Here is an 11,857-nt window from a genome sequence, read left to right on the forward strand (position 1 = left end):
CACCTCCCTTTGAAATACGAAACGGCAGACCGGTTGGCCTGCCGCAGAAATGAAGAAACCCCCTACACGGAGGGGGTTTCTGGTTCGTTGACTGCTTTAACCGCTGCGAGGATCATCGCGTCGGTGATGATGTCCGGGTCAGCGCCGATAGCACCCGCCCACGCAGCCGGGTCAGTGATCTTTTCGCCCGCGAGCGCCTGCGCGTACGCCTCAGCCCAGCCAGGCTGAGCAGTGAGCTCCCACAGGTTTGCCATCACCCACTCATGCACGCTCGGGATACGTTCCTGCGCGGCGCAGGCTTTCAGCCGGTCGATGATGTAGCTGTCTTCATTCAGTTTTGCTTGCGCAAGGTAGCTCATGCTCAGACTCCAAACACGTATCGAAGTGCCCTCGTGTTACGAGGGGCGGTCGCGTTGATCGAGTGGCCTTTGATGACGGTGTCTTCCACGTACACGTACTTCACGACCATTTCCGGGTTTGCAGCGGTTGCCGCGTTGGGCATCAACATCGGCAGACCACCGGCACCAGAGACGCCGATGTGTGCCTTCGGGACAAAGAAGTACGTCCAGTTGTCGTTGTACTGTTTATCTCCAGGAACGTAGCGGCTCCATGCCAGTACGATGCCGTTCAGCTGCTCGCTCACCCGTTCATTCAGGTTTGCTGAGTGGGTGTCGAGCATGTAGTAGACGCCTGACCACAGCGTTTTCTGTTCTTTCGATACGAGTCCACCATTTGCTGAGCCGACAATCGTTGCGCGCCGGTTCTGCACCGATACATAGACCCGGTCACCGACTAAGAGTTTCCAAGACAACGACGATGGGACACCCGCAAGCGGTTCAGTGTCGCCGTCGAGCCGGATCGCGAGCGGGGACACCGCAGTCACGATGCCCCACCGGAAATCGGGCTTGCCGGCAATGTCCGATCGCATCCGGTCAACTCGCATCATGAGTTCGTCAAACATTTTGTACTTCCCTCCATTCCGCATCACACAACGCCATGGCTTCAAAGTTCCAGGACATGCGTTGTACGGTCGCGGAGACAGGTTCGCGGTCAAGCGGTGCGAACCGTACGACATCGTTGGGTTGGAGCGGCAAGATGGCGTGCGTCACGTCAAGCTTTGCGACCGGGCTCATGCGGTCGAGCAGACGCTTCTGAGCGAGCAGGTTCGCGGCTGCCTGGTCAGCAACTTCCACGCCTTCATCCACCGCGGTGATCACTCGCCCGTCACGGTTCTGCACCGAGAACGGGCTATCCGGGTTCTCATTCACGGCGACGCCGACAAGCCCTGGTTTCTCGTCATCGCCTTGCCCAACGACCACGAACTTGTTTGGCACTGATGACAGCTCCTGAGTGCGACCCCAATCCGGGGTATGCACGGCAGCCGCTCCAGCAGCGAACTCGTACGCGGGTGAACGTTCTGCCGGTGACACGTACGGCTCGACCCGGAACATGCCAAACCCGTCACACCACAACGACCAGTACCCGGCAGCTTCGAGCAGCTCATTGATGATCGTGAGCTTTGGTGTGCCAGGTGGCCACATCGTTGGGCCGCGCGTGACCGCGTCAGAATCGGTCACCGCGATGTTGAGTTCCCCCGTCGACTTGATCAAATCGACCACCGTGGGGATGATCTTCTTCCCCGCGGGATACGACAATGTCATCTCTGTCGTATCCTCGTCAACGACTGCAAGCGGCGAGAGAAGACCAACATCGAACGTGAGTCCGTCCGCGCCGAACTTTTCAGCAGGCGATGACAGCAGCAACGTGCACACAGGCCACGGCTCAACCCCTGGGATGCCTGGGTTGTAGATTGCCCGCATCCGGTGTCGCATGAAATCGATCTCATGCCCGGTGTTTTTCACTTCGATGCTGCCTGACCAGCCCAGGCGACTCAGCGCGGCAACCTCGCAGCTGCCGCCCTTCACACCAGGAACATCACTGATGGGAGCGTTGTCACGGTCAAGGAGCTGGAAACGCCACGATGGGCGGCGTACGCCGTGCAAGTTCATGCCCGCTCCGTTTCCTCGACAGCAAACGAGTACGTCCAGATGCCGTCAAACTCTCGGTCTACGACGAGCTCACCAGCAAGCACCCCATACATGCGTTCACCGGTTGGATCCCGATACAGGTGCACCGGTTCCGCGACCAACGCAAGATCCTGCAGCGCTCGCCGGGTGACAACGTCTTGGTCATCGTCGAGCAGTCGACCTGAATGCGTGACCGAACGATCCACATAGGGAGATGAGTACGCGACCGCGAGCGGGCGCCCCTCAAACCGGTGCTTGGTTCGAGCGCGTGCAACGCTCACGCTCACTTCTGGGTCATACGGGAGGCGAGCGGTCACCATGTAACCTTCACCGCCGCCCAGCCAGACCGCCCAAGATTCAGCCATCAACACTTCAGTGACATCCGCAGACGCCCCGAACTGGGTGTACGCGGTCACGCGATACATGGTTTCCCCGAATGAACGACACTCGGCATCTGTCACTTGCGCGACAGGTTCGAGACCTTCAACAACGAGTTCCCACGTTTCACCATCGAACGATCGTTCGACTTGCATCGAAACGGTCGGCTCAACTACGTCTTCACTCTCGCCAGGTTCCACCGCAATGGATCCGGTGCCGCGTTCGTCATCCCAACCCAACATCACCGAGGGCAGAGCAGGCGGCAGGAACTCGACAAGGAATTCCTGCACTGACCATTCTGAAAGCACCGCACCGACAGCCACCTGCACGGCAACCTGGAAAGTTGCGCCGTCAGGAAGTCGCGTGCGCAGCGCGACCTGAGTTGTTGGGCCCGTGCCAGAGCGTGTCTCGAGCACGTCTTCTCCGGAGCGAAGTTCCACAAGCCACGAGGACTGGGCAAGCGAGTCAGCTTGCACGGTTTCCCACACGACGGTGAGCGTTGGCCGCTCATGCACCTCACCAGGCGTCACCACAGTCACCTGTGGCAGCTCGATGACTTGCGTGACAGCAACAGCTGACCAAGCACCGAACTCCGCATGCCCGCCCTTGGTGCGCACCTGCCATTCCAGAGACCCCGGACCCACATCAAGGTACGCAGCTTCCGTCCCGTCTGCGACGGTGACAGTGATCCACGCTCCCCCTGCAACGCGGTATCGCAGCTCCGCAGCAGACTGTGGAGAGGTGTCCACCGAGTTGTGTCGCCACGAAAACGGCACTGAACCTTCACCGGTGAAACCACCGTTGGGGGCGAGGTTCGTGGGAGCGCCCGGAGGTGCCGGAACGTACACGGTTGCCGAATATGCAGACCATCCGCTTACGAGGTTTCCAAGTTTCGCTCGCACCCGGTATCGATGTGAGACCGTGTTCGACGGGGCGGTGTGCGTCCACGGTAGCTGCACCGAGGACGCAATTACCGCGCCATTGTCTTCGATGTCGTACGAGGTCGCATATGGCGGCAAGGTTGAGGCTGCCACCGCGATTGACGTGCCCGAACGAACCGCGCTCACACCAGATGGTGCTGCCGGTGTCGTATACACCGCGCCTGGCGTTCCCGAGAACGCAGACGTACCATTCGCGTTGACGCCACGAACCTTGTAGTAATACCGCTGATTCGCCTTTGTGGTTTTATCAACGTAGGAGAACGCGTTCCCTGATGCAGTACCGATCTGCGTCATGTTCGACGTGCTCGTGCCACGCCACACCTGCACTGACGTGTACGTCGAGTTACGTGACCAGTTCAGCGAGTGCTGGGTGTCCGAGTTCCGTGTCACCGTTGGGGTGGAAGGCGCAGCAGGCGGAGAAATCGAGGGAAGCTTCGGCGGCGTCAACGTGCCGTCGACTGTTCCCCCGCCGAGCTCTCCATACCCAGCGATGTCGTCAAATACGCCGCGCCATGCACGAGGAGCATCACCAGCGAAAGTGACAGTCCCAGACTTCAACGTGAGTGTTGAATAATTCCGGAAGTCATAGCCGCTGATAGACCCACTCGAAACAACTGCCGAGTGTGGCGAGCGCACCGACCAGTAGCCGGTGCCGCTCGCCCATTTGCCCGAGCCGCTGTTCTTGATCAGTTGCAGCGAGTACGAGTAGGTGGTGGTGCGTGCGGACGCGTTTTGAGACTGAACGACAACCGTCAAACGAAGCGTGTACCCGCTTGACAGTGTCTTGTTGAATACAGCCATTGCTAGCCTTCTAGTTCAGTCCTTGACGCGTCCGCATGCGCGCCGCATCTCGTCGCCCTGCTCGCTGGATCCGCGAATCGGCCTTGTGCTCGACATATGCGTCGAATTCCTCTTCGCCCACACGAAGCACGAGCTGATCGCCAGACCTCAGCCCGCCGCCGTCACGGCTTGCCCGAATGTCATCCCACTGAGATCCAGTGAGAATGGGTTCTGGGCGTCGTGTCTTGTTCTGCACCAGGTGCGTACCCGGGTCGAGGAACCCGCCGTTGTCATACAGCAGCGGCGCAATTCCGCCGCCCCAAGGCAGCATCGATTTGCCCCATTTGATAGCTCGATCGATGCCATCAGCACCGATCCCCCAGGCCGCATCGATCCACATTTCCGACCCTGGGAAGGCTTTCGTGAACTGCCCCTTGAGCAGTCCTTTCAAGCCTTCGAAGATGTCGAGCATTCCCGCGTCCCCTGCACCGTCGAGGTATGGGCGCGGATTGATCCGGTCGCCGTTCTTCAGTACCTCGTAGTGCAAGTGAGGGCCGGTCGAGTCACCAGTGGTGCCTTCGTAGCCGATGACCTGGCGCTGCTTGACTTTCTGCCCGACCGCCACAATCGGCGGTGACATCATGTGCTTGTAGCGGGTGCCCAGGCCTCGACCGTGGTTCAGGCCAGCCATCCAGCCGCCGCCGCCGTACCAGCCAGAGAAGTCGACTGTGCCTGACGCGGCCGCGCGGATCGGTGTGCCCTGAGGCAATGCAAGGTCGATGCCCCTATGTCCCGGGTAGCCGCCGTACTCTTCAGTAACGACAGCGCCAGGCATCGGGTGCACCAGACCGCCACGTGCGAGCCCTTGCAGCATCGAAGCGAACCCGATTCCACGTCGCCCCGCAGCATTTGCTGCAAGGAACGCCGACCGGTCTGCAGAAGTACGCAGCGCCTCGGACACCATCATTCCCTCGCCACGGCGAGCCATGATCAACTGGTCATCCCCGTCACTCATGCGTGACATTCCCGGAAGGATGCCGCCACGAGCAAAACCCTTAGGAAGCGAGAGCTTCGGAAGGTTCACGCCAGGGATTTTGTTGATCGCATCGATGAGACCGTTGAACACGGTCTCAACAACGAACTTCACCGGCTTCTTAGAAAGATCCTGGATTGCGCTCCAAGCGTTGCCAATACCATCTCGTGCACGCTCAAACGCTTTCACTGGCCCGTCTTTTACGAACGAGATCAGTGCATCCAGGATCGACTTAATGCCGTTCCACACGTTGGCGAGGGTGTTCTTGATCCCGTTCCAGACGTTCGTCCAGATCATGCTGACGAAGTTGATCCCGTTTGAGATACCCGTCTTCACGCCTTCGATGTACCAAGTAACCAGCGTGACGATGCCATTCCAGATGCCAGCAAAGAACGTCTTTATGCCGTTCCAAATGTTCGTCCAGATCTGGCTAATGAACGTGCCGACTACACCGATGATGGTTTGAATCTCGGTGATCTTCTGCAACACCCATTCAGTGATCGAAGTCCACAGGTCCACGAAGTACTGTTTGATCGCATCCCAGTTCTGAATGATCTGCCCGAAGACTGTCCACTCAAGGAACATCTGCACAACCCAATCGAGGGCCGTCTGGAAGACGCTCTTAACGCCTTCCCAGAACTGACCAAACCAGGCGGTGATTGCATCCCAGTTTTGGATGATCTGCCCGATTGGTGTCCAGTCCAGGAACAGCTGCACTACTGCGGCGAGCGCGTCTGAGAAGAACGTTGTGATCTTGTTCCAGAATTCGCTGAACCAGGCGGTGATCGAGTCCCAGTTCTTGATGATCAGACCAAGCGGCGTCCATTCCATGATGAATGACGTGATGAGTTCGATGACCTTGCTGAATACCAGCGTGATCTCGTCCCAGACATCAGAGAAGAAGGATGCAATTGCGTCCCAGTTCTTGATGATGAGGCCAAGTGGCGTCCAATCAAGGAACAGCTGTATGAGGAAGTTGATCGCGTTCGTAAACGCGATCTTGATGTTTTCCCATGCTTCGGTGAAGAACTGGGTGATCTCGCCCCAGTGTTCAACAACCCATTGGATGGCTAGGCCGAGTGGCCCGATGATGAATGAGAGCAGAAGTCCCCAGTGGTTCTTCACGAAGGACACGACGTTTTGTACTGCCTCGGTGGTGAACTTGACGATGTTGTCCCAGGCTTCACCCAAGAACTGAGTGAATTCGCCCCAGATCTTTCGTCCGAGTTCTGTCTTGGTGAAGAACCACACCAGGCCGGCAACTAGCGCAGCGATTCCTGCGACAACCCATGTGATTGGGCTCTTCCAAAGTGCAGCGTTGAATACCTTCTGGGCTACTGCGCCAGCTTTCATGGCCAGCGTCTGGCCTTTGGTCGCGCCAGTCAGTGCTTTTGTTACGCCTGCGCCGCCGAGCGCTACTGCGTTCCAGCCTGCTTGCATAAGCTTGATCGCACCAATCGCTGCGGGTAGTGCCTTCAGTGGAAACAGCAGGAGTTTGGTGACCTGGATGAGAGTGCCTACGCCGGTGATGATCTTTCCGACGATTGAAAGCACTGGGCCGAGCACTAAAAGTACTCCGGCGGCAACTCCGATGAACTTCTTTTGCCCTTCAGAAAGCCCGTTCCACCAGCCGATCAGTTCTTTGATTTTCCCTGCGACTGTGGTCACCAGTGATGCGATCCGGTTGCCGATGTCTGTGGCGAACTTAGAGAATTCTTCCGATTTGAGCGTGTCCAGGAAGCTCGCTGCCTCGGTTTTCATGAGCTCGAATGTGGGCTCCATGAACTTCGCGCCGATCTTGCCAAGGTTTGACAAGATGTTTGAGGTGACACCAGCCCATGTCTCGGCGTACGATTCAGCTGCTTTTCCAGCGTTCTTATCGAGGACTGCGTTGAAGTCTTCAATGGAGATTTCGCCTCGGTTGGCCATCCCTTCGATTTCGCCAGCCGCAACGCCATAGTGATCAGCAAGCTGAGTGATGATCGGGATCTGGTTCTGCACCATCTGGGACAGGTCGCCGTAGGTCACCTTGTTCTTTGAGAGAACGTTGTTCAGTAGGTACCCGGCGTGCTCGCTCTCCACGTTGTAAGCGGCGCTTACATTCGCGACACGTTTGAGCTGAGCTTCCAACCCCTGTAGTGGCACGGATCCCGTTGCCAAGATCCCGACTGCCAGCGAAGCGCCAGTTGCCATAGACAGTGAGGTGTTAGTGACTCCAGCATCGACTTGCTTCATCACCGCGTCAGCGTCCATGCCAAGACCCTTGAACTGGCCTCTGGCGGTATCAATGCCAACGAGTCGTTTGAATCCAAGTGCGCCTACGAGTGCTGCTACTGATCCTCCAGCGATCAGGACAGGTGTAGTGATCTTTGATGTGATGCTGTCGCCTACGCCTGAAATCTGAGCGCCAGCACTCTTCCATTTGTTGCCGATCTCATCGAGGCGGGCGCTTGCGAGCGGGAGCCATTCGAGAGCTCGCGCGCTCTTGGACCCCTCAGCCTCCAGCGCCGATGTGTATGCCTTTGACGCTTCTGTCGCATTTCGCTTAGCCTCAGTAACCGAGTTCTGTGCGGAAACCACTGAGCGGCTAGTTCCGGCAGCATCAGCCTGCGCCTTCGCCAGAGCCGCCTCAGCTTTTTCAAGATCTCCAGTGCTGGCCTTGCCACTGGCACGAAGCTTCTCGAGCTTCTCTTCGGCGCTTGTGACCTTGGCTGATGCTGTTCCGTGCTGTGCGCGTGCCTTCACCAAGGCGTGCTCTGCGTCAGCAAGTTTCTTGGCCGCGGTGGTTTGCTTATCAAATGCGGCAGCGGTTGCCTCCGCGAATTTCTTCGCAACCTGATTCTTCAATGATGCGCCGACCGAGTCAGAGATCTGTTTGCCGATCCTCTTCCCAGCAGCAGAAGTGTCTACCCCTCCAACCGCCTTATTGATCTCTTTCCCGATACCGGGCGCTTTCACGATTAGAGAAAGATACGCAGATGCGACTTCGATTCCGTTTGCAGCCATGAATGCCTCCGGGACAGCAAAACGCCCCACATCTGTAAAGAGGTGAGGCGTTTGGTGGTTGAAAAATGCCATCCGCTAGTTGGCTGTTCTGGTCGCGCCATTCGGCAGGACTGCGGAGAAATCTATGGAGCCGATATGCTCAGCTCTATGGCTATGAACACTCGTCGACTTTTGGTAACTGCTGCCACATTGTCAGCAGCTTTTCTGCTTACTGGATGCTCTTCCCCAGAACCTGTCACGGACAGCCAGGAAGCAGCTCAACCTGCAGAAGCGCAAGAGCTGACGACCGCCGATGTCGAAGTACTCGACTTGAGTACAGATGATCGGAAATTCGTTTCAGTGAACTTCCCGGTTGAAGACGCCATGACGAACTCTGGCGTTGTCTCAAGCTTGCAAGAAGGGTGTGTTGTTGCAATCCTTGCTGCCAAGGAAAAAACTGACTCTTGGTATGACTACAACACGATCCAATGCATGGGATCAATCAACGGCGAACACCATGTTGGTAGCGCAAACTTCAGTGGTGCAGCTCTTTCTGAAATCTCAGATCAGCATATGAAGGATGACCCGGCAGCTTTCTGGGAGAGCGCCGAGTCATCCAGCATTGCACCTGCCTACAACTGATCCGATACGCTTTGGCCTCCTTCGGATGCCTTAGTGAATGTTGCGTCCGAGAGCTTTGAGAAGCTCGTTGTTGCGGGCGTCTTTTCGCGCTGTCTCAACATCGGCGGTTTGAACGTGTCCACGGCCAGTCCACCGGTGTTCGTTTGAGACGTACTCATAATTGCCATCGGCATCAGCAGCGATCTCACGGCCGATCTTGTCGACCGTTGGTTGAGCTGACTTCAACAGTTTGTTGATGCCTCGCAGATTGAGCTTCACTCGCGGTTTGCTGGACACGTTGCGCCCTCCGTTTCTTGAATGCTTGCACGTTGCGCGACAGCTGAGCGCGCTTACGCTCGCGCGAACGAATACCCTCTGGCGGTGCCGGCCTGGTCAGCTTCTTCGAGCTGTTCACCTGAGCAAGTGTGAAGTTGAGCTCACGAATCGCTGCCACTTCATCAGTCATCGCGAGCGCACCACCAACCCACTCATATACGGCACTGCCTGCTGGCACATGGACAAGCATGTGAGCGACCTCGAGCGCGTCTTCTCGGCCCGCCTCCACGTCAGAGAGGCGCACGCCGTAGTACCGCATCAGGTCGGCGGTAACACGGTCGCGGCACTCTTTGATCAGGGAGACGAGCAGGATTAGTTTTTTGCGCCAGCCTTCTCGAAGAACAGCTCGAACCAGGCGGCAAGGTCTTCACCATCGGTGAAGCCTTCTTCATCAGCGATGAGGGTCAGCAGGTCTTCAAAGCCCTGCTTGCCGATCATGCGTGAGATCGCGACATCGATGTCGCCATTCTTGAACTGCATGCCAGTGCGAATGTCGCGAGCGTAACGCGCATCGACTTCGAAGGCCTGACCGCGGAACTCGAACGAGATCATGTGCCCGTTCTTTGGCTGATGATCGTCAGGCTTGCGCGGCGACAGCTCACGAGTGCTCGCAGCGCGCTCTTCTGCCTTCGCAGCATTGCGTGCCGCAATCGCAGCATCAAGGTCAGCGTCGCTCATCATCGCGACAGGTGCAGTGGTGTTGGTGTTCTCAGTCATGGTGACTCCATTTCGTAAAAGATTGTGTGTGACTCAGAAGGTGTGGTTGGGGCGCGGAGTCACCACGCACCCCAACCGGTCTAGTTAGGCCGCAGCCTCGAGGAACTCCGGCTCGTTCGACAGCCAGTAGCTCTCGCCAGTCTCGGTGTACGTGAACTCGTAGACAGGATCATCTTCAATGTTCGCGACATACGTTCCACGCTCAGCAACAGCGGCAAGCTCGATGCACTTCATGCGCGTGTGGCCAGCGTTGTCGACAAGCTTGATGATGAGCACTCGCTCAATCGTCGGGATCGAAGAAGGCATGTCGATGCGGGCGATCTTCTTGTCCTCCTCACCGACGAGGACGGGCTTGCCGTGGCCGTAGTAATTCTCGGTCACGATGATGTTGTCTTCGAGCGCCGCGAACTTGTGCGACTTCTTGGTCGATGTGTTGCGGAGCTTCACGATCTTGGCGCCCTGCCAAGCCTTCGTCTCCTTCGACTCGACCTCGACGCTCTCTTCGAGGCCGCCCTCAGAGATGAGACCGAACTCAAGGAAGTCCGCAGGGATCTCGAACGAGTCAGTGGGAAGCGTGGTTCCCTTCGGCGCGATATAGATGCCGCAAGCTTCGGCGTTCCACTCGCGCATGTTGCTGCTATTAGTTGCCATTCTTCTTGGCCTCCTTCTCCGCGATTGCGGGCTTTGGTGACTCGGTCTTGGACTTCTCATCAGCAGGCGCAAGACGCGCCTTGCCACGATGATCGAGGTCACGCCAGACACTCGGCGTCACTTCGACAACCGCACCTGGCTTGTGGTACTGGCCGTTATGGTCAGTCCACCCGTTTGCGATCACAACCTTGGTCATGTGTCGCTCCCTTCAAACAAAAGACCCCCTACGGTGAGGGGGTCAGGTTCTTCCCGCGCAAGCGGGACTGAATAGTGAATTGATACCGGTCAGCTCCAGACAACGGATCTGGCCGGTACAGCGGAGAAGACACGACACGAACTCGGTTCGCGGCGATACCACCAGGACGACCGGCGCGCTGCACGACGTGCAGTACCTCAGCAGCAAACGCTGCAGCTGCCGCGCGTGACTCCGCCCAACACAGGAACATCATCAGAGCAGGATCGATCGATAGGCCAGAAGCGCCACCGGTGCGCTCCACCTGGATGAAGCGTGTAGGCCGTTCTTTCGGGACATTCGTCGAAACAGGAGCCTTCTGCTCACGTTTCAGGTATGCCACCCACAGATCTTCTGCAGGGTCAAAATAGATGTCACCCATTGACCCTCCGCAGCTTGACTACATCGCCTTGTGGCCCACGTCGCGGGTGAACCCACTGAGCCGGTTCGCCTTCTACCGAGTACCGGTGTCCTCGCACATCGCATTCGTCATGCGCTTTGAAAGGTGAGCCGAACGGTAGGTAAATGGTTGGCTCAGACACGACAGCATCTCGTCCACCGGTGCCGGGTTCCTTGGAGCCACCAGGGTCAAAGGCGTAGATGCCAATTTCTACGGCATCACCAAACTCTTCAATTTGGTTTCCTTGAGTGTCTTCGCCATCACCGGTGTATGGGTAACGCTGAACAGTTTCGGTGATTTCCCGTGTCAGAGCGGCCATGAGTCTGCACCTTGGCTTCTTGCTGGCATCAGGTCAATCTCGAAAGCGGTTCCTCGCTTGAACTGTGGCTTCAGCTTTGCGAGCTCTTCAGCTGCCAAGTACAGCTTGCCCGGGTTGTCGCCGCCGTGAGTGATTGTTCGTCCCTCAGACATTGGGCCAGTGCCGATGTTCTCGGATACTGACCGCGTACGTTCGGGATTCAGAAACACCCGAGTGACCATCTCCACTGCGACATCGATTGCATCAGCCAGCAGGTCTTCCCGCGAAGGATCCTCTGCTGCCTCAGCGTTGATGCGAGCTTGGATGTCTGGCACCTGTCGTCGGATCTCTCGTTCAGCTTTGTCCAACCAGATCTGCACCTTATTGGTGTCAGTTGGTGGATTCTCGCCTATCCAAGAGTCGATGAGATCATTTGGTTCTGCCCAAGACATTGCATC

General features: G+C 57.4%; 14 protein-coding genes. 2 read left to right on the top strand and 12 right to left on the bottom strand.

Going from position 1 to position 11,857, the window contains the following annotated elements:
* Nucleotides 1-62: 62 nt before the first annotated feature.
* The 5 genes from ICM05_RS01015 to ICM05_RS01035 are packed head-to-tail and all read right to left on the bottom strand — an operon-like array spanning nucleotide 63 to nucleotide 8,165.
* Nucleotides 63-359, bottom strand: a complete 297-nt coding sequence (locus ICM05_RS01015) for a hypothetical protein (RefSeq protein WP_188022697.1) — start codon at nucleotides 357-359, stop codon at nucleotides 63-65.
* Between the two features lie 2 nt (nucleotides 360-361).
* Nucleotides 362-961 carry a hypothetical protein gene (locus ICM05_RS01020; RefSeq protein WP_188022698.1) on the bottom strand — a complete coding sequence of 200 codons (600 nt, stop codon included), beginning with the start codon at nucleotides 959-961 and terminating at the stop codon, nucleotides 362-364.
* A complete protein-coding gene (locus ICM05_RS01025; RefSeq protein ID WP_188022699.1) occupies nucleotides 954-2,009 on the bottom strand; it encodes a hypothetical protein in 1,056 nt (351 codons plus the stop codon). Before ICM05_RS01025 ends, ICM05_RS01020 begins: the two co-directional genes overlap by 8 nt.
* A complete protein-coding gene (locus ICM05_RS01030) occupies nucleotides 2,006-4,147 on the bottom strand; it encodes a fibronectin type III domain-containing protein (RefSeq protein ID WP_188022700.1) in 2,142 nt (713 codons plus the stop codon). Before ICM05_RS01030 ends, ICM05_RS01025 begins: the two co-directional genes overlap by 4 nt.
* 10 nt (nucleotides 4,148-4,157) lie before the next feature.
* Complete coding sequence (locus tag ICM05_RS01035; RefSeq protein ID WP_188022701.1) at nucleotides 4,158-8,165, bottom strand: peptidoglycan DD-metalloendopeptidase family protein; 4,008 nt, start codon at nucleotides 8,163-8,165, stop codon at nucleotides 4,158-4,160.
* Between the two features lie 147 nt (nucleotides 8,166-8,312).
* Between ICM05_RS01035 and ICM05_RS01040 the strand changes: the two genes are divergently transcribed.
* A complete protein-coding gene (locus ICM05_RS01040) occupies nucleotides 8,313-8,786 on the top strand; it encodes a hypothetical protein (protein WP_188022702.1) in 474 nt (157 codons plus the stop codon).
* 30 nt (nucleotides 8,787-8,816) lie between these two features.
* On the opposite strand, the gene ICM05_RS01045 is transcribed toward ICM05_RS01040, so the two are convergent.
* Nucleotides 8,817-9,062, bottom strand: a complete 246-nt coding sequence (locus ICM05_RS01045; protein ID WP_188022703.1) for a hypothetical protein — start codon at nucleotides 9,060-9,062, stop codon at nucleotides 8,817-8,819.
* A gap of 229 nt (nucleotides 9,063-9,291) precedes the next feature.
* On the opposite strand from ICM05_RS01045, the gene ICM05_RS12635 reads away from it, so the two are divergent.
* Nucleotides 9,292-9,417, top strand: a complete 126-nt coding sequence (locus ICM05_RS12635; protein WP_255498873.1) for a hypothetical protein — start codon at nucleotides 9,292-9,294, stop codon at nucleotides 9,415-9,417.
* On the opposite strand, the gene ICM05_RS01050 is transcribed toward ICM05_RS12635, so the two are convergent.
* The 6 genes from ICM05_RS01050 to ICM05_RS01075 all read right to left on the bottom strand — a co-directional run bounded on the left by ICM05_RS01050 (nucleotide 9,414) and on the right by ICM05_RS01075 (nucleotide 11,851).
* Complete coding sequence (locus ICM05_RS01050) at nucleotides 9,414-9,818, bottom strand: hypothetical protein (protein ID WP_188022704.1); 405 nt, start codon at nucleotides 9,816-9,818, stop codon at nucleotides 9,414-9,416. The genes ICM05_RS12635 and ICM05_RS01050 overlap by 4 nt on opposite strands.
* 84 nt (nucleotides 9,819-9,902) lie before the next feature.
* Nucleotides 9,903-10,469: a hypothetical protein gene (locus ICM05_RS01055; RefSeq protein WP_188022705.1), complete on the bottom strand. Its 567-nt coding sequence runs from the start codon at nucleotides 10,467-10,469 to the stop codon at nucleotides 9,903-9,905.
* The gene (locus tag ICM05_RS01060) at nucleotides 10,459-10,665 is read right to left on the bottom strand and encodes a hypothetical protein (RefSeq protein ID WP_188022706.1); all 207 of its coding nucleotides are present in this window, start codon (nucleotides 10,663-10,665) and stop codon (nucleotides 10,459-10,461) included. The genes ICM05_RS01055 and ICM05_RS01060 overlap by 11 nt, the downstream gene beginning before the upstream one ends.
* 28 nt (nucleotides 10,666-10,693) lie before the next feature.
* The gene (locus ICM05_RS01065; protein ID WP_188022707.1) at nucleotides 10,694-11,083 is read right to left on the bottom strand and encodes a hypothetical protein; all 390 of its coding nucleotides are present in this window, start codon (nucleotides 11,081-11,083) and stop codon (nucleotides 10,694-10,696) included.
* Complete coding sequence (locus ICM05_RS01070) at nucleotides 11,076-11,420, bottom strand: hypothetical protein (protein ID WP_188022708.1); 345 nt, start codon at nucleotides 11,418-11,420, stop codon at nucleotides 11,076-11,078. Before ICM05_RS01070 ends, ICM05_RS01065 begins: the two co-directional genes overlap by 8 nt.
* Nucleotides 11,408-11,851: a Gp19/Gp15/Gp42 family protein gene (locus tag ICM05_RS01075; protein ID WP_188022709.1), complete on the bottom strand. Its 444-nt coding sequence runs from the start codon at nucleotides 11,849-11,851 to the stop codon at nucleotides 11,408-11,410. The genes ICM05_RS01070 and ICM05_RS01075 overlap by 13 nt, the downstream gene beginning before the upstream one ends.
* Nucleotides 11,852-11,857: the final 6 nt, after the last annotated feature.

The sequence above is a fragment of the Leucobacter sp. cx-42 genome, from assembly GCF_014529985.1.
Taxonomy (GTDB): domain Bacteria; phylum Actinomycetota; class Actinomycetes; order Actinomycetales; family Microbacteriaceae; genus Leucobacter.